General features: G+C 43.6%; 15 protein-coding genes. 9 read left to right on the plus strand and 6 right to left on the minus strand.

Features of this window, described 5'->3' with window-relative positions; all coding sequences use genetic code 11:
• Position 1: 1 nt before the first annotated feature.
• Positions 2-319, plus strand: coding sequence for a hypothetical protein (locus GYK50_RS06400; protein WP_186474445.1), 318 nt, complete (start codon positions 2-4; stop codon positions 317-319).
• 234 nt (positions 320-553) lie between these two features.
• Complete coding sequence (hrpA, locus tag GYK50_RS06405; protein ID WP_313907269.1) at positions 554-4,768, plus strand: ATP-dependent RNA helicase HrpA; 4,215 nt, start codon at positions 554-556, stop codon at positions 4,766-4,768.
• 70 nt (positions 4,769-4,838) lie between these two features.
• On the opposite strand, the gene GYK50_RS06410 is transcribed toward hrpA, so the two are convergent.
• The 3 genes from GYK50_RS06410 to GYK50_RS06420 all read right to left on the minus strand — a co-directional run bounded on the left by GYK50_RS06410 (position 4,839) and on the right by GYK50_RS06420 (position 6,931).
• Positions 4,839-5,168, minus strand: a complete 330-nt coding sequence (locus GYK50_RS06410) for a hypothetical protein (RefSeq protein WP_071001605.1) — start codon at positions 5,166-5,168, stop codon at positions 4,839-4,841.
• A gap of 300 nt (positions 5,169-5,468) precedes the next feature.
• Positions 5,469-5,840: an MliC family protein gene (locus tag GYK50_RS06415; RefSeq protein ID WP_083328816.1), complete on the minus strand. Its 372-nt coding sequence runs from the start codon at positions 5,838-5,840 to the stop codon at positions 5,469-5,471.
• A 176-nt stretch (positions 5,841-6,016) separates the two neighbouring features.
• Positions 6,017-6,931: a DMT family transporter gene (locus GYK50_RS06420; protein WP_093070804.1), complete on the minus strand. Its 915-nt coding sequence runs from the start codon at positions 6,929-6,931 to the stop codon at positions 6,017-6,019.
• 287 nt (positions 6,932-7,218) lie between these two features.
• Here GYK50_RS06420 and GYK50_RS06425 point away from each other — a divergent pair, with 287 nt between their 5' ends.
• On the plus strand, positions 7,219-7,902 hold the full coding sequence (locus GYK50_RS06425) for a DUF421 domain-containing protein (RefSeq protein WP_071001602.1): 684 nt from the start codon (positions 7,219-7,221) through the stop codon (positions 7,900-7,902).
• 109 nt (positions 7,903-8,011) lie between these two features.
• On the opposite strand, the gene GYK50_RS06430 is transcribed toward GYK50_RS06425, so the two are convergent.
• The 3 genes from GYK50_RS06430 to pnuC all read right to left on the minus strand — a co-directional run bounded on the left by GYK50_RS06430 (position 8,012) and on the right by pnuC (position 9,709).
• On the minus strand, positions 8,012-8,314 hold the full coding sequence (locus GYK50_RS06430) for an inner membrane CreD family protein (RefSeq protein ID WP_093070806.1): 303 nt from the start codon (positions 8,312-8,314) through the stop codon (positions 8,012-8,014).
• Positions 8,315-8,454: 140 nt separating this feature from the next.
• Positions 8,455-9,033, minus strand: coding sequence for an AAA family ATPase (locus GYK50_RS06435; RefSeq protein ID WP_240366416.1), 579 nt, complete (start codon positions 9,031-9,033; stop codon positions 8,455-8,457).
• Positions 9,005-9,709 carry a nicotinamide riboside transporter PnuC gene (pnuC, locus tag GYK50_RS06440; RefSeq protein ID WP_071001600.1) on the minus strand — a complete coding sequence of 235 codons (705 nt, stop codon included), beginning with the start codon at positions 9,707-9,709 and terminating at the stop codon, positions 9,005-9,007. The genes GYK50_RS06435 and pnuC overlap by 29 nt, the downstream gene beginning before the upstream one ends.
• Before the next feature lie 278 nt (positions 9,710-9,987).
• Here pnuC and GYK50_RS06445 point away from each other — a divergent pair, with 278 nt between their 5' ends.
• The 6 genes from GYK50_RS06445 to dnaX all read left to right on the plus strand — a co-directional run bounded on the left by GYK50_RS06445 (position 9,988) and on the right by dnaX (position 17,058).
• Positions 9,988-11,133, plus strand: coding sequence for a beta-ketoacyl-ACP synthase III (locus tag GYK50_RS06445; RefSeq protein ID WP_071001599.1), 1,146 nt, complete (start codon positions 9,988-9,990; stop codon positions 11,131-11,133).
• A 236-nt stretch (positions 11,134-11,369) separates the two neighbouring features.
• A complete protein-coding gene (prfA, locus tag GYK50_RS06450) occupies positions 11,370-12,461 on the plus strand; it encodes a peptide chain release factor 1 (protein WP_058024705.1) in 1,092 nt (363 codons plus the stop codon).
• A gap of 104 nt (positions 12,462-12,565) precedes the next feature.
• On the plus strand, positions 12,566-12,874 hold the full coding sequence (locus GYK50_RS06455) for a type II toxin-antitoxin system HigB family toxin (protein ID WP_071001598.1): 309 nt from the start codon (positions 12,566-12,568) through the stop codon (positions 12,872-12,874).
• On the plus strand, positions 12,864-13,214 hold the full coding sequence (locus GYK50_RS06460; RefSeq protein ID WP_071001597.1) for a helix-turn-helix domain-containing protein: 351 nt from the start codon (positions 12,864-12,866) through the stop codon (positions 13,212-13,214). Before GYK50_RS06455 ends, GYK50_RS06460 begins: the two co-directional genes overlap by 11 nt.
• A gap of 83 nt (positions 13,215-13,297) precedes the next feature.
• Positions 13,298-14,824 carry a lysine--tRNA ligase gene (lysS, locus tag GYK50_RS06465; protein WP_093070814.1) on the plus strand — a complete coding sequence of 509 codons (1,527 nt, stop codon included), beginning with the start codon at positions 13,298-13,300 and terminating at the stop codon, positions 14,822-14,824.
• 158 nt (positions 14,825-14,982) lie between these two features.
• On the plus strand, positions 14,983-17,058 hold the full coding sequence (gene dnaX / locus GYK50_RS12940) for a DNA polymerase III subunit gamma/tau (protein WP_212563532.1): 2,076 nt from the start codon (positions 14,983-14,985) through the stop codon (positions 17,056-17,058).
• The last annotated feature ends 192 nt before the right edge of the window (positions 17,059-17,250 follow it).

Genomic DNA, 17,250 nt, shown 5'->3' on the forward strand with positions numbered 1-17,250 from the left:
TATGTCACTAGATATGTATTATAAAAGTGGTCTAATCCGCAAAGCGCGCTGTCAGATATCTGATGATATGCTGCCCATCCTTTATCAGATTCACGATAACGCAAAATTTCCACGATTAACGTGGTTAATTAACAATATTTATGAAAACCCGCAGATTCGTCCTGACGTAGCGAAAGAGTTAGCTAACGAGATGTTAGGGTTTGAAAAATTGATACTGTCACTACATCTTCCTTTTCCTAGGCTGGCACTGCAAAAAATGCATACCTTTTTTGTGGGGGCTGCGACTCACCAACAGGTTATTTATACTGTTAGTCATTAGTTTTCTCATTTAGACCATTTCTATGCCTTTAATGGTGTGAAATTTAATATTTATGGTCTAAGTGTGTCTTGATTTAATACTGATTATTAGATAGAGGCATTATCGTCCTCATAGCCATAGAAAAAACTTCAGCTTTGCAACTAAGCATCATACAAGCATCATAACTACCTTGAATCACCCTGCATTTGCCTCCATAATCTAACCACTTATACATAATAAATAGCCTAAGCAAATATGTCTGATACTTTTGAAAATACCAGTCTAAAAACATCTACCGTAGATGAAACTAACAGTGCAAAGCGACCAGCGGAATTACTGAATGATTTACCAGTACTTGCTAAAGATAGCTATTACTTAAGCCGTCTCGAACGAGAGCTGGCGCGCGCTGCGGTGTCCAAAAACAAAAAAGCTAATCATGTTTCTGAGCAAAAAAACAATCACGACGAGGCCCTTACCAAGAAGCGTGCCCAATACGACAAGATAAAAACGCGCTCTCAAAAAGCAGTGCAGGCACGTATTGATAGCATCCCAAGTGACTTACCTGCCAAATTAAATCTTGACCTGCCTGTTAGTCAACGCGCAGAAGATCTGGTACAAGCGATCATTGATAATCAGGTCATTATCGTGGCGGGTGAGACAGGTTCTGGTAAAACAACGCAGCTACCTAAGCTTGCCATGCTGGCAGGGCGCGGTATTACCGGACAGATAGGGCATACGCAACCAAGGCGATTGGCGGCTCGTAGCGTTGCAAACCGTATTGCCGAAGAGCTGGGTGAGCCTTTAGGTAATACGGTTAGTTTTAAGATTCGCTTTAATGAGCAAGGCTCCGCGCAATCGATTGTTAAGCTGATGACCGATGGTATTTTGCTGGCTGAGCTGGGTCACGATCGTTTTTTGAGTAAATACGATACGATTATTATCGATGAGGCGCATGAGCGTAGTTTGAACATCGATTTTATTATGGGTTATCTCAAAAAAATGCTACCCAAGCGCCCAGATTTAAAAGTCATTATCACTTCAGCGACCCTCGATACCACGCGCTTTAGTGAGTACTTTAGTCATTATGATGCCAAGCTAAAACGGCAAGTTCCTGCACCTATCTTTAACGTCGAGGGACGCAGTTTTCCAGTAGAAGTTCGTTATCGTCCGCTGACCGATGAGCCAGTAAACAGCTCAGAAGATGACAGCTATGATGATTTTGAAGAGAACCTGCCGCGTGCGGTGGTTGCTGCTGTCGAGGAATGTTTTAGCGACGCGCAAAATAAAGGCCATCCCGATCAGGCTGATATCTTGATATTTGCCGCGACTGAAGCAGAAATTCGTGAAATGCAAGAAGTGCTTGAGCGCCATGGCCCACGTCATACCGAGGTGCTACCGCTGTTTGCACGGCAGACGTATGAAGAGCAGCAGCGTATCTTTCAGCCATCAGGTCGAGGTCGACGTATTGTCATTGCGACCAACGTTGCTGAGACTGCGTTGACTGTACCGGGTATTCGCTATGTGATTGACTTGGGGTTTGCGCGGATTTCGCGTTACTCGTATCGCTCACGTGTGCAGCGTCTACCGATTGAAGCGATTTCGCAAGCGGCTGCCAACCAACGTAAAGGTCGTTGTGGCCGTGTCGCGCCAGGTGTCTGTATTCGCTTATATTCTGAGGAGGACTTCAACGGTCGTCCTGAATTTACTGAGCCTGAGATTCTACGTACCAATTTGGCATCTGTGATATTGCAGATGGCCAATCTGCGTCTGGGCAGTGTCGATGACTTTGATTTTATCGAGCCACCTGATAGTAGGTTAGTCACAGATGGTCACAAGTTGCTTGATGAGCTAGGAGCCATTACGTCCAAAAAGGACAGTACTCAAGATAAACGAAACCCATCAAAACGGCAAAAGGGGCTTGATCACCTGCGCTTGACCGCAACAGGTCAGAAAATGGCACGTATGCCAATCGATCCAAGGCTGGCACGTATGCTGGTGGCTGGTTCTGACTTTGATTGTATACGTGAGATGCTTATCGTGGTGGCGGCGCTCGCTGTGCAAGATCCTCGTGAGCGCCCTGCCAACAAGCGTACGCAAGCGGATCAAAAGCATGCGGTCTTCCGTCAAGATGATTCAGATTTCTTGTTTTATTTGAGTCTATGGAAGGCACTGTTTGAAAAAGACGAAGACGGCAATAAACTGTCTGGTAATCAGCGTAAGCAGTTTGCGAAAAAGAACTATCTGAGCTTCCCGCGTGTTCGTGAATGGCATCAAACGCATCGTCAATTGCTACAAATGGTGACAGATCTTAAGCTGATAGATACCAGTGATGCACAAGCGTCTGATAAAAATGTCGCTAAGAATGACCCGACTGCAATCGAAGACGAAGCGTTAAAAGCGGTCAAATATGCTAATTTGCATAGAGCGTTATTGACGGGTCTGCTGTCTATTATTGCGCATAAGACTGAAAGCCGCGGTGAGTATTTGGCAGCGCGTCAGCAAAAAGCCAAAATATTCCCAGCGAGTACGGTATTTAAACAAATACCGCCTTGGGTGATGGCGTTTGAGATGGTTGAAACCTCGCAAGTATTTATGCGTACCGTTGCCAAAATTGAACCCGAGTGGATCATCTCAGCGGCAGGAAACTTGCTCAAGTATCATTATTTTGAACCGCATTGGTCCAAAAAAACAGGACGGGTCAAAGCATACGCGCAGATTAGTCTATTTGGCTTGATCATCATTAGCAAGCAGCTGACCAATTATGAGCAAGTAAACTTGGTCGAGTCGCGAGAGATTTTCATTCGTGATGGGTTAGTGACTGGTAACTTCGGTCGTAATGCGCCATTTTTACAGCACAATATGGACAAGATTGCCCATGTTGAGCGCATCGAAGATAAGCTACGTCGCCGTGATCTATTGGTTGATGAAGAAACGCTATATCAGTTCTATGACAAAAAGATTCCTGAACACGTCGCCAGCCGCAAAACGTTTGAAGACTGGCGCGCAGAGGTAGAAAAAAACGATGCTAAGTATCTGTTTTTTACCGATGAGGATGTACTCACTAGTCAAGCACCGACCACGGGCGATTTCCCAGAAGTATGGAAGCTGGGCGATTTAAAGCTGCCACTGCGTTATGTCTTTGATCCAGCAAGTGATGATGATGGCGTGACCATACGCGTACCGCTTGCTGCATTACCACAGCTCGACGCCATTGAGCTACTATGGGGTGTGCCTGGTTGGCGCTACGAGCTGGTATTGCAGTTGCTCAAATCATTGCCAAAAGATATCCGTCGTCAGATCGTCCCGATACCTGATACCGCAGATAATTTGTTTGATGAGCTGCAGCAGCAAGGTGGACAAGGGCTGTTAAAACAGCTGTGCCAAGCGCTCAATCGCCGCGGTATTATGTCGGTGACGCCAGAGAGCTTTAGCCCTTCCACGATTGATCGTTATCTGCAGCCACAAATCTGTGTGGTCGATGACAAAAACCGCATTATCGAAAAAGGTCGTGATCTACAAACGCTACAGATTCGTCATGCCTCTGAGACCAGTCAAGCGGTGAATGAGCAACAAGGCGCGCATACTGAATTCCCTGAGCATTTTACCTTTAGCAAAAATCATCATAGTGCAGGCGTGGTTATGAAGCAGTTTGCGGCGCTCGTGGCTGATGAAGCAGGCGAAGCGGTATCGATCCATCAGTACACCGATGTCAATGCCGCACTACAAGCGCATCGTATCGGCGTATTGACCTTGATCAAAGGGAAGCTTGGCGCAAAGAAAAAACAGCTCACCAGTCAAGTGGATAAAATATTCAAACTGGCATTTGCACCGCTTGGTGATATGGAAAAGCTAAAAACAATCGTCATTGATGCTACATTGGATGCTACGCTTGAAGAGCATTATGTGTTATTTGATCATACCGAGAGCCTGCCTGAGAGCGCTGACGATATCGCAGTTGGATTGAGCGAGGAGTTACCGTTTACGCCTGAAGAGTATGCACAGACGCTAGAAGTTGTGTTAAATAACTTCTTATTGACCGGTCAAAGCGTCATAAAAACGCTGAAAAATGTTTATACGCGCTGGCAGCGTATTCGCCAGAGTCTGTTGATGTTAGACCGCGAGATATTTGGGGAATCTATCGATGATATCGAAGATCAATTAGAAGATTTGTATTTGGCTGATTTTGTTTACCGCATGGATTATAGCCATTGGCAGCAGTATCCACGTTATCTTGAGGCACTAGAGATTCGCTTAGAGCGTCTTGAGCATAATTTGGATGCCGACCTTGATGGTGTCTACGCGCTTGACTTGCATATGGAGCGGCTAGCAGGGCGTGCGGACAAAGAAGCTATTAGCGAATATCGCTGGATGGTGGAGGAGTATCGTATCCAGCTATTTGCTCAGCCGATGAAAACTCGTGTGGCAGTTTCGCCCAAGCGTCTTAGTAAAATGTGGGATAAGGTGGGCTAGAACTAAAAGTTTCTTTGAATGTTAAGGCCGGATCAGCAATTGCTACTCCGGCCTTTTATTTAAGTAGGTTTTAATGACTCATCTTTTCTGTGAGCACGCCCATACTATAAAGCATGAACGCAATCACTGTCAGTGCTACGATAAATGGTGTCAGTATCCAAATCACCACGTTAATCAGAATTGACGGCAGCAATCCATTAAATAGTTCGAGATCTGGGGTAAAAAAATCTGTCATCACATCCACTGCACGCTTGGCAATGGGGAAGAGTAGAGTGCTGAGGGCCAGCATATAGATATATTTGCCAAAGCCTGGGTCACTCATAACGACCATAAAGTAAAATACTAAAAAATAAGTAATGGCTAGCGCCCAGCATTTGAGAGTGTAGCTTAAACGAATCATATCATTTCCTCCCCAAGCTTTTCGATAAATGTGCATAAAAAACTACGCTATATCCAATATTTTGAATATATTATATGTTATATATCGAATATATAAGAGAAGTCAATCATTTTTTATCAAAAAGCACCATAAAGCCACGTCTTTTTAGGGCGTGGATGTCAGGTATCAGTCATTATCTCCCAACATTGGGATTGTCTTGATTGCGGTTGGTACAATAAAAAAGAGCCAGTAGCTTCACTACTGACTCTCATCATTCATAAGTGTAAAAACACTAGTCAATACATTATTTATAGTCAATAACTATAGTTGGCAGTTTACTTGATACTGTTGACCATTGTCTGAGGCGATGGTCATAATGCCAAAGTCTGCTTTGGTATGCCAGTCATAGGTGGTCTTTGGGTTTACATTGTTTACATAACGTACGCCAGAGCCTGATACTGCTTGCTCTAGCGTGATTTTTGCGTCTTGTAGACCTACCTTTGGCAAGGTGACGTTTAGGTTGGCCGCTTGACCATCCGCTGCATAGGCGGCAGTAATCATGCCGTTGTCTTCACAGGTAAATGACTGAACGACTGGTTTGGCAGCAGTGGTTGGGGCGGTGGTGGTCGGAGCGTTGGTTGCACAAGCGGCTAACAAAACGGTAAAAGGAGCAACAGCAAGTAATTTTTTCATAAACGATATTCCTCAAGTTGGTAAGTGAATGTGCGTTGTTATACTGAGCAATATGATACATGTTCGAATGTAATTTCGTGTTATGGTTAGAGTCTACTAAGGTAATTATTTCTGTCTTTTTCGTGATTTGCTAAGTCCTGGTCGTTTAAGTGATTGAGCGATATTTGGTTTTTTGTTTACACTGTTTTTTTGTTTAACATAAATACCAGTACCGCCCCTAAGATGACTATACTGGCGATCAGAAAGTTGAGCGTCAGCTGCTCAGATAAAAATATCACGCCTAGTACAGTCGCAATCACAGGCACACACAGCTGAACGATCGCCGCTTGTGTGGTTTTTAACAATGGCATCGCCGTATACCAAATACTGTAACCCAGCCCTGATGCGATCGCTCCTGACGCACAGGCGAGCAATATCCCTTCGCTGGTAATACTTTCTAAGCTGATGTTTTTTAAACCTATTTCATCCAGATACATTAGGCCCACCAGTAGTAATATCGGAACGGCCACCAAACTCCGCACAAAGTTAAACCCTGTCGCTCGTAGCGGTGAGATGCATGATTTGCCGCGTATGCTGTATACTCCCCAAGCCGCACCGCTCAGTGCCATCAATGCTGCAGCGTTGGGTGATGGAACGGCCGCCGATGGCAACATCAAATACACAAATCCTGCGACTGCGACGATAAATGCCAGCCACTGTACAGCACTAAGCTGCTCTTTTTTGTAGATACCCCAGCCAATCATCGTAATCTGAACGGCCGAAGACAAAATTAAAGCACCTGTACCAGTATTAAGCTCTACATAGGCAATCGAAAAACATAACGCGTAAATGACCAAGCTGACACTACTAAGCCAACTGCCTTTGTCATTTAAGATAGCATCAACAGAAGGCTTGTCAGAGGCGAGTACTTGACGCTGTAGTTTGTAGGCGTGAATCGTCATAATAAACACTAAGCAAACAGTCGCACTGAGCAGACGAATGACCGTAAAACTCCAAGCATCTATATAACCTTCTGCCAACGCCATCCGGCAAAACAGGGAGTTTGCAGCAAATGCGATCAAGGCAATAGTAGTATAAACAATGGCTTTCAAAAATAATTCCTACAATGAATAAGGGAGCATAAAACAGGCTTGCATAGCGTTTCAATGGTGAATTTAGAATATAACGATAACGTATTTTTGAGCAAAAACAATTGCCGTCTCACAAGACAGTATATTTTGTCGTACTTGTGACAAAAAGTCTTTCTTAAATACGAATAACGATAGTTGTATTGACGATAAGGTCTGAAAATAGGGATGATGTGCTTCGCATCAAACGAACTATTAGAACATCATTCATTAAACACAATACATCAGATAAATAAATTGGAAATGAGAATATGGATTGGGCAAGTATTTTTATTCATGACACAACTTGGTCGTTTGCCGTTGAAATCTTAATACGTGTCACCGTCATGTTTGTATTAATTATCACGTTCTTGCGCTTCACTGGCAAGCGCGGCATTCGTCAGCTTTCTATCTTTGAGCTGACCATCATCCTATCACTTGGCTCTATCGCGGGTGACCCTATGTTTACTGAGGATTTGCCGATTATTCAAGCCGTACTAATCATGGGTTCAGTCATTGTTCTTTACCGAATCTGTACGTGGGTTATGATGAAATGGCAGCCTTTTGAAGACTTATTGGAAGGCAAGTCACTTTATATCGTAGAAGATAGCATGCTGGTGCTCGATAAAATTAAGAAAGGCAAAATGTCTCACGATGAGTTTTTTGCTGAAATGCGTCAACAGGGCGTTGAGCATTTGGGTCAAGTGCGCATCGGTTTGCTTGAGACGGACGGCAACTTTAGTATTTTATTGCATTCCTCTGAAAATACAGTTTACGGCATGCCGCTGTTTCCCAAGCAATATCAAGCTGTTGAGCAAGTAGAGATAGGGGCTCATTACGCCTGCATGTATTGTGGTTATGTCGAGCAAATATTAGAAGCTGATAAATGCTGCCCGCGCTGTGAGGATGATTGCAATAATTGGGCTAAAGCGTTAAACAATCAGATAGTCAAGTAGCGTAACGACTAGGCTAATATAACGATAATGCTGCCTTATCAACTAAGCTAAGGCAGCATTAATTCAAACTATTATCAGTTTATGTGACTTTATTTATACAGCGCTTGGCTTATGTGACTTTGTACCAGTCAAGTTTGCGAGTCATCACCATGACACAGGCAAGTACCATAAAGCAGAATATCGCGCCCAGTAATAGATTGAGATCTTCTGTAATTAAAATGCCGAAAAAGGCAACATATAGTCCAGCAAGTGTTGCGGTAAAGAGTAAAGCCCGTTTCAAACCGCCAAATACATAGTAGCTATACCAACCAATAAGTCCCACGCACGCGCTAGCGGCTATAGTATATACTTGCCAAAAGACAATTTGCTCAGCAAGTGGTAGCAATAGGACATAAAAAATAATTTGGTTAATAGTGTTTTTGCATGTTGGCGCCTCCTAAATGTCTTGAATCCACAGCTGCTGATACAGTTGGCTGCGGCGTTAATAGACATCATAGAGAGGAGGTAGCGAGAAAATATGCAAGGAAGATGAATAGTATGTGGAAAACCATTCTAGGGATTACCGAGATGAGCGAGCTGCGCGATTACTTGCCGGACACGTTCTTTTCTATCGCCACTAATACGCACAAAAGGTTTTTGATGCTTGCTTAATTGACTGGCAAAATAGGCGCTTATCTCATCACGTTGGTACGGACTGTCTCGCAGGTCATCAGCCACCCAAGGTATATCAACCTTAGTCAATAGTATCAAATCATAATGATGTGCCAATGCTGCTTGCTCAAGAGCGGTGGGGCAGTTACCATAATACCAATGAGAGTAGACCATTAGCTCAAACAGACTGGTATCACAAAACAAATAGCGGTTTTCATTAGACGTTTGGGTGACTTGTTTAGCCAGTTTGTTCTCTAACGCAATCTGACCTTGTGCGATAGGTAGCAGGTCATCCCATGTACAAGTAAGCTGCTCATCATCCCACTTCGCTTGCAAGTAAGTACGCATATATTCTGACACCCACAGACTATCGAAATGCGCTGCCAAATCACGGCACAGGGTTGTTTTCCCCGTACTTTCTGCGCCCAAAACTGCGACAGTAATGACAGATTCAGGCGTATGCTGTTCGAGGTTGTACACGGTAGCGTCGTTGCCATTCATAATAGGCCCAGATTGCAATGAGAGTGAAGACTACATATTGTAGCGCGGTAAAAGTAAAGCCTTTATAAAAGTATAGTGGTACTGATATCGCATTAGCAATGATCCATAGTATCCAATGCTCAATTTTGCGCCGTGCCATAAGCCACATGGCCATCAAAAACAGAGCCGTGGTGAGCATGTCAGTATAGTCCACCCAAGTGAATAAATGTACACCAAGAACGGCACCATCAAAACTAAAGCCGTTATTAATCACCGGACGGAAATAGTATATCAGCGCCACAAAAGACATGGTTGCTATTGCCAAAGCAGACAAGATAGGTACATCGCCTGCATGCAAATGCTCAATACGGACGTTGTTTGACTCATGTGTCTCTATAGGCTGATTCTTTTTGTTCTTTGACCAGTTAATCCAACCATATAAACTCATCACCGTATAGTAAGCATTGATGAACATATCGCCAAACAGCTGCCATTTCCATAGTAAATATACAAATATCGCAGTGCTGATTAAGCCAATTGGAAAGACTAAGATATTGGTTCTGCTGGCAAGCAAGACACTTGCCACACCAAAAACCACGGCAATCAACTCTAAGACGATAAATGTCGTGGAGTAATCCGCATATTGACCAAATAACCAAGTAAGAAGTTCTGCCATTAGTATTCCTAAAGATGAGCGTGTATCGATGTGTTTGGGTGGTTATACAGAGCAAAATGGCGCTAATTATAACGTAGCTATCAAAGAATGACGTGAGTCTTTGCTTATTTATCGCCAGAAACAGATTATTTGTAACAAAGCATTAGAAAAAATTTAATATTCAGGCATAATAAACACACTGATTTTAAGTTTACAGTTATTCACTGAATTTGAATGGCTATTATTTTCCACTTTTATGCTTATTCCAAGCACCACAGTAGTAGACAAGGAAGCGTATCATGACGACTTGTATCACAGGCACTGGTCTTTATATTCCACCTTACAGTATTAGTAACGAAGAGCTAGTTGAGTCATTTAACCAGTATGTTGAAAACTATAATACCGAACATGCTGAAGAGATAGCTGCAGAGACAATGACGGCACTTGAGCCTTCTTCAGCTGCTTTCATCGAAAAAGTATCTGGTATCAAATCACGTTATGTGATGGAAAAAGACGGTATTTTAGACCCTGAAATCATGGCACCAGTCATTGCCTATCGTAACTTAGGTGAAGAGCTGTCTGTGATGGCAGAAATGGGCGCGGCTGCGTTAAAAGACGCATTGGCTGATGCTGGACTTGAGGCCAACGATCTAGATGGTATTATCCTTGCTTGCTCAAACTTCCAGCGCACTTATCCTGCGGTTGCTATTGAAATCCAAAATGCCATTGGTATGGTTGGCGGCTTCGCTTATGATATGAACGTTGCGTGTAGTGCGGCAACGTTTGGCCTATCACAAGCGCATGGTTCTATCATCTCTGGTCTTGCCAAACGTGTGGCTGTGGTCAATGTCGAGATTACCTCGGCGCATCTAAACTGGCGCAATCGTGACAGCCACTTTATTTTTGGTGATGTAGCAACGGCGACTATTGTTGAAGAATTAGACACGCCAAAGGGTTATGAGATTCTAAACGCTAAGCTATTTACTCAGTTTTCGACCAACATCAAAAACGAATATGGCTTTATGGATCGCTCAGAGTATCTAGCCGCGCAAACGGAGATGTATCCAGACATCAAAGCGCCGGTCACTGATAAACTGTTTTTGCAAAATGGTCGCAAAGTATTCCGTGAAGTTTGTCCAAAGGTGTCTGAAGTTATCACTGAGCATCTGCAAGAAAATGATATACCGACCTCTGATGTTAAGATGATGTGGCTACATCAAGCTAATGCCAACATGATAGATTTGATTTTACGCACTGTCATCGGTAAAGATGCTGACAAATCAATCGCACCAAGCGTGATTGCTGAATTTGCCAATACCAGCTCAGCGAGCCCAATGATTGTATTCCATCGCTATAAGGATGAGCTAGCGTCAGGTGATCTAGGTGTTATTTGCTCATTTGGTGCCGGTTATTCTATTGGCTCAGTATTGGTTCGTAAAGTCTAACGTTTTAATACGATGTTTTTGATAGATAAAAATAGCTAAGAGTCTTCTTAGCTATTTTTTTGTCTACTAATGGTATCAGAACCAAGTATCTTTATTTAAGAATAAGTAGAGATATTTGAGAGTATAGTGACAAGATTGCTGCGAATATTGAGAAGAATGCTTAGAGGTTTTAATTTACCCCAAAAAATTTGCTATAATCACGAGCTTATTCCTCTTATCCAATTAAAAGTCCTTTTATGAAAGAATCCTTACGCCTGCGTTTAGACCAGATGGTAGACCGTTATGAAGAGGTCACCGCCTTGTTATCAGATCCTAGTGTCATCAGTGATAATAATAAATTTCGCGAATTGTCTGTCGAGCACAGCGACTTGATGGACATCACGACCTTATGGCAGAACTATCTGAATGCAGAAACGGATCAAGCCGATGCAGAAGCGATGCTAGCTGACGCGACAGATCCTGACATGAAAGAGATGATGCTCGATGAGATTGAAACGGCACGTGATACCATTGTAGAGATGGAAGAAGCGCTTAATGTCATGATGCTACCAAAAGATCCTAACGATAAGGTGCCAGCATTCTTGGAGATTCGTGCTGGGACGGGCGGTGATGAAGCAGCGATTTTCTCTGGTGATTTGTTCCGCATGTATCAAAAATACGCGCAAACCCAGGGCTGGACTGTTGAAGTTCTATCCGCGAACGAAGGTGAACACGGCGGTTATAAAGAAATCATTACTCGCGTATCGGGTAATAGCGTCTATGGACGTTTAAAGTTTGAGTCTGGCGCTCACCGTGTACAGCGTGTCCCTGAGACCGAAAGTCAAGGTCGCGTGCATACGTCAGCTTGTACGGTTGCAGTCATGCCAGAAGTTGAAATCGATGATACCGTTGATATCAATCCTGCGGATATTAAGATGGACACCTTTCGCTCAAGTGGCGCGGGTGGTCAGCACGTTAACACCACTGACTCAGCCGTACGTTTGACGCATATTCCCACGGGTACTGTGGTAGAGTGTCAACAAGAGCGTAGCCAGCACAAAAACCGTGCACATGCGATGAAAATGCTGGTCTCTAAAATCCAGCAAGCCAAAGTACAAGCGCAGGTCGATGTAGCGGACTCTATACGCCGTGACTTGGTCGGTAGTGGCGACCGCTCAGAGCGTATTCGCACCTATAATTTCCCGCAAGGGCGCATGACCGATCATCGTATCAACCTTACCTTATACAAGCTTGACTCCATCATGGAAGGTGACTTGGATGAGATTCTTGATGCACTGTTACGTGAGCATCAGGCTGACTTGATGGCCAGCATCGGCGGCGAAATGTAAGCCATAGCGGTGAACTATGCGAGTGAGGTTAAGAAGGGGTATAGCGATTAGCGTTGCCATATTCCCAAATTGGGAATATAATTGGATACTATACACTAAGTCATATGAGAGTTATTGCCAAAAGCAGTTTACGTAAATTCTGGGAACAGCCTAACAATGGTGATGCAAAAGGTCAGCTAGAAGCTTGGCATGATTTTGCACTAAAAGCCAGTTGGCAATCGCCGCAAGATATCAAAAACGATTTTAAGAATGCGAGTATTTGCGCTAATAATAGAGTCGTTTTTAATATTGCAGGCAATAAATACCGATTGGTGGTTGAGATGCAGTATCAGGCTGGTATTGCTTGGGTCAAGTTCATCGGTACTCATAGTGAATACGATAAAATTGATGTGGAGGTTGTCAATGAATATTAAACCAATTCGTAATGATCAAGATCTAGCACATGCATTTGCTCAGCTACAAGCTGTGTTTCAAGCTGATGAGGGTACACCTGAGGCTGACGAGCGTGAAGTGCTAGTAACCTTAATTGAAGCTTACGAAAACAAATATTATCCTATCGAACATGCCGAAGCTGTCGATGCTATTATTTTTCAGATGGAAAATCTAAATTTAAGTAGAAAGGATTTGACACCTTATTTGGGATCGGCAAGTAAAGTATCTGAAGTATTAAATCGTAAACGCCGATTGAGTTTGCCAATGATAAGAAAACTACATGAAGGGCTGCACATTCCTTATGAAAGTCTTATTCACTAGGTCTCCTCTATTTGAGATACTATTGTTTTGAGTATCAAATATTAACTAAAGATAGTTTACGGCTATCGTATTATGAGAGTTTTATGTCAACAAATAACCAAGACCAAACCCAAGCGCCAGAAGACACCAATGAACTGATCGCGCAACTTCAAGCCAAGCTAGATGATATCACTGCCTCAGATAAACAGCCGTACCCAAACACCTTTAAACGCACCCATTATGCAAAAGATTTGCAAACGGCTTTTGATGGTGTGTCAAAACAAGAAATTGAAGAAAAAGCGGCGAATGGTGACAAAACACAGGTCAATGTGGCGGGCCGTGTCATGTTAAACCGTGGCTCATTCATCGTTATCCAAGACATGACAGGTCGCATCCAATTATATGTGGCACGTAAAGAGCTTGATGAGGAAACGCGTGCAAGCATCAAATCTTTGGATTTAGGTGATATTGTTGGTGTGTCAGGCTATATTGGTCGCTCAGGTAAAGGCGATTTATATGTGCATATTGAAGAGATTACGCTGTTGACTAAGACCCTACGTCCGATGCCAAATAAGTTCCATGGCCTAGCAGATGTAGAAGCGCGCTATCGCAACCGTCATCTTGATTTGATGACCAATGAGACGACTCGCGATACCTTTATGGTTCGCAGTCAGATCGTCAGCGGCATTCGTCAGTTTATGCTGAATGAGCGTTTTATGGAAGTTGAAACGCCAATGATGCATCCCATTCCAGGTGGCGCGGTGGCTCGTCCATTTGAGACACATCATAATGCTTTGGATATGCCATTATACTTGCGTATCGCGCCTGAGCTTTATCTCAAGCGTTTAGTCGTTGGTGGGTTTGAGCGAGTATTTGAGATTAACCGTAGCTTCCGTAACGAAGGGGTCTCAACCCGACACAACCCTGAATTTACCATGATTGAGTTTTATCAAGCCTATGCTGATTATCATGATTTGATGGACTTGACTGAGCGCATGTTTAATCAGCTAGCGATAGATGTCTTGGGTACGACAGAGATTACCTATCAAGAAGAAGCCATCAGCCTAAAAGCGCCATTTGCTCGTCTATCCATGTCTGACGCCATTGCAAAATATGCCAAAGACTTTGATATGTCACGTATCGACGATCGTGACTATCTGGCACAATACGCCTCAGTGACCCTTAAACAGCAGGTCAAAGAGGTGTTCGGTGTGGGCAAGCTCAAAACCATCATCTTTGAAGAAACGGCTGAGCATCAATTACGTCAACCAACGTTTATTACTGAATATCCAGCTGAAACGTCACCATTGGCACGCCGTAATGATGACAATCCTGAGATTACCGATCGTTTTGAGTTGTTTATTGGTGGTCGCGAGTTGGCGAATGGTTTTAGCGAGCTTAATGATCCAGCGGATCAAGCTGAGCGCTTCCGTGGTCAGGTTGCCGAAAAAGATGCAGGCGATGATGAAGCCATGCACTTTGATGAAGAATATATCGAAGCATTGTCTTACGGTCTGCCGCCAACCGCTGGTGAAGGTATTGGTATCGACCGCCTTGTGATGCTATTTACTGACTCTGCCAGTATCCGTGATGTGATTTTATTCCCACACATGCGCCGCAAACACGATTAATGATGAATGAGTCGTTAACCAAAGCCGCTTATTAAGCGCGGCTGAGTCATAATCAAATCAGCAAGAAGCCAGACGAATGCGCTGGCTTTTTGCTATAATGAATACCGAAAAATCGTATTAAAAATAAGAATATTAATTACTTGGCACAATGGATAGCTATGTCGCAGCAATATCAAGTTTTAGCTCGCAAATATCGACCCAAAAACTTTCATGAGTTGATTGGGCAGACGCATGTCTCGCAAGCGCTGATTAATGCAATTGATTATAATCGCTTGCATCATGCGTATCTGTTTACTGGTACCCGAGGTGTGGGTAAGACGACGATTGCGCGTATTTTATCTAAATGCTTGAACTGTGATACGGGTATTACTAGCACGCCGTGCGGTGTTTGTGATAATTGTGTGGCGATTGATCAGGGACGTTTTATTGATCTTATTGAGATTGATGCCGCCTCTCGTACCAAGGTCGAGGACACGCGTGAGCTGCTTGACAATGTGCCTTATGCGCCAAGCCAAGGGCGATATAAGGTGTACCTCATTGATGAGGTGCATATGCTGTCGACCCACAGCTTCAATGCACTCCTCAAAACGTTAGAAGAGCCACCTGAGCATGTAAAGTTTTTGCTAGCGACCACTGATCCACAAAAATTACCGATTACGATTATTTCGCGCTGCTTGCAGTTCGTATTGCGTCCATTACCACAAACATTACTTAGCGAGCATCTAGCAAATATTTTAACCCAAGAGCAGGTTGGGTATACTCAGCCTGCCATTTGGCAACTGGCAAGTGCGGCTAAAGGCTCTGTGCGTGATGCATTGTCACTGACAGACCAGGCCATTGCATTTGGTCAAGGGTCACTTGATGATGCCACTGTCAATGCAATGCTTGGTCTTATTGACTCTGCCGACTTGGTACGATTGATCACAGATATTTATAACCATGACAAAACCGCTGTTGCCGCGCATATTGAGCAAATGCGCGCGCAAATGGTTGATGCAACGAGTATGTTTGATGGGCTTGCTGAGCTACTCCATCAATTGGCATTGACCCAACTGTTGCCTGAGGTCGCTCTCAATGTCAATGAGGCGCAAGCCAAAAACATCTATACACTTGCCCAACATATTAGCCCTGATGTGCTACAGCTATACTATGAAATTGTTGTACAAGCACGTGAAGGCGTCAAGCTTGCTAGTACGCCGATGCAAGCGCTTGAGATGTGCATTTTGCGACTGCTGGCGTTTCGCCCTTTGCCTGTCGATGAAGTGTTGACTGATAACTATGGCAATAATATGGCCTCTATCGCAGCAGCAGAGTCGGTTCCAAATGCTATGACGCATGAAGCCTCAGCCCCATTAGAGGCTTACGATGTTGACTACCATCCACAGCCTCTAGATGAGCCTCAAAGCACTATTGATGATAATGATGTGACACTGTCAGCGGCTACTGGCCCTGAGCCAATTGTTGAGCCTGAACCAATTGTTGAGCCTGAACCAATTGTTGAGCCTGAACCAATTGTTGAGCCTGAACCAATTGTTGAGCCTGAACCAATTGTTGAGCCTGAACCAATTGTTGAGCCTGAACCAATTGTTGAGCCTGAACCAATTGTTGAGCCTGAACCAATTGTTGAGCCTGAACCAATTGTTGAGCCTGAACCAATTGTTGAGCCTGAACCAATTGTTGAGCCTGAACCAATTGTTGAGCCTGAACCAATTGTTGAGCCTGAACCAATTGTTGAGCCTGAACCAATTGTTGAGCCTGACGCAAATGATTCTCAGTTAGCAGTACCATCAGATGAAGATCCTCGTACTTTATTACGCTGCGCCCCTCAAGAGCTGACAGGGGAGTGGAACTCGGAAAAATGGGATTACTGGCTACAGACAGCTCGTGAGGCAGAAGTGTTGGCACAGGACGAGCTGGCACTTGCCCGTCAAGGTACGATGGTAGGTCAATGTAATGGCACAGCCACTTTTTTGACCAGTGTCGATAGTAGACATTTACAAGCGACTTTCCAGCAGTTAGCTGCTAAGCTGCAGCAACAGTTCACAAGTGCAGAGATTGATTTAAAAATTGATAGTAGTATTATGCAAAGCGATAACAAAACACCAGAGCGTCGCCAGCAAAAACGTTTGGAGCAAGCCAAAACGGTTGCTGAGATGAAGTTGCGACATACACCCGTCATGCAATATTTGACTGAGCGCGGTGAAGGAAAAATGGGTAAGGTACAGCTATATTAAGTTTCAAAAAAAGCTGTTATTAACATCATTTAAAAATATAGATATGTTTTAGCAATGGTTTTATATAAAATATCAAGGTGATATTGTGCTATCGCCTTGATATTTTTTTGTTTTTTTTGAATAAGCAATTTGCCTTCTTAAAAAATGAAAAATATTTAATAACGATAATATAAATTAAAATTCGTTATAATG

It is taken from the genome of Psychrobacter pacificensis, assembly GCF_018336615.1.
Taxonomy (GTDB): Bacteria; Pseudomonadota; Gammaproteobacteria; order Pseudomonadales; family Moraxellaceae; genus Psychrobacter; species Psychrobacter pacificensis.

Excerpts from the sequence above, each read along its gene's own strand:
- GYK50_RS06400 (WP_186474445.1), top strand. The coding sequence starts at position 2 with ATGTCACTAGATATGTATTATAAAAGTGGTCTAATCCGCAAAGCGCGC.
- hrpA (WP_313907269.1), top strand. The coding sequence starts at position 554 with ATGTCTGATACTTTTGAAAATACCAGTCTAAAAACATCTACCGTAGAT.
- GYK50_RS06410 (WP_071001605.1), bottom strand. The coding sequence starts at position 5,168 with ATGATTCGTTTAAGCTACACTCTCAAATGCTGGGCGCTAGCCATTACT.
- GYK50_RS06415 (WP_083328816.1), bottom strand. The coding sequence starts at position 5,840 with ATGAAAAAATTACTTGCTGTTGCTCCTTTTACCGTTTTGTTAGCCGCT.
- GYK50_RS06425 (WP_071001602.1), top strand. The coding sequence starts at position 7,219 with ATGGATTGGGCAAGTATTTTTATTCATGACACAACTTGGTCGTTTGCC.
- pnuC (WP_071001600.1), bottom strand. The coding sequence starts at position 9,709 with ATGGCAGAACTTCTTACTTGGTTATTTGGTCAATATGCGGATTACTCC.
- GYK50_RS06445 (WP_071001599.1), top strand. The coding sequence starts at position 9,988 with ATGACGACTTGTATCACAGGCACTGGTCTTTATATTCCACCTTACAGT.
- prfA (WP_058024705.1), top strand. The coding sequence starts at position 11,370 with ATGAAAGAATCCTTACGCCTGCGTTTAGACCAGATGGTAGACCGTTAT.
- GYK50_RS06455 (WP_071001598.1), top strand. The coding sequence starts at position 12,566 with ATGAGAGTTATTGCCAAAAGCAGTTTACGTAAATTCTGGGAACAGCCT.
- GYK50_RS06460 (WP_071001597.1), top strand. The coding sequence starts at position 12,864 with ATGAATATTAAACCAATTCGTAATGATCAAGATCTAGCACATGCATTT.
- lysS (WP_093070814.1), top strand. The coding sequence starts at position 13,298 with ATGTCAACAAATAACCAAGACCAAACCCAAGCGCCAGAAGACACCAAT.
- dnaX (WP_212563532.1), top strand. The coding sequence starts at position 14,983 with ATGTCGCAGCAATATCAAGTTTTAGCTCGCAAATATCGACCCAAAAAC.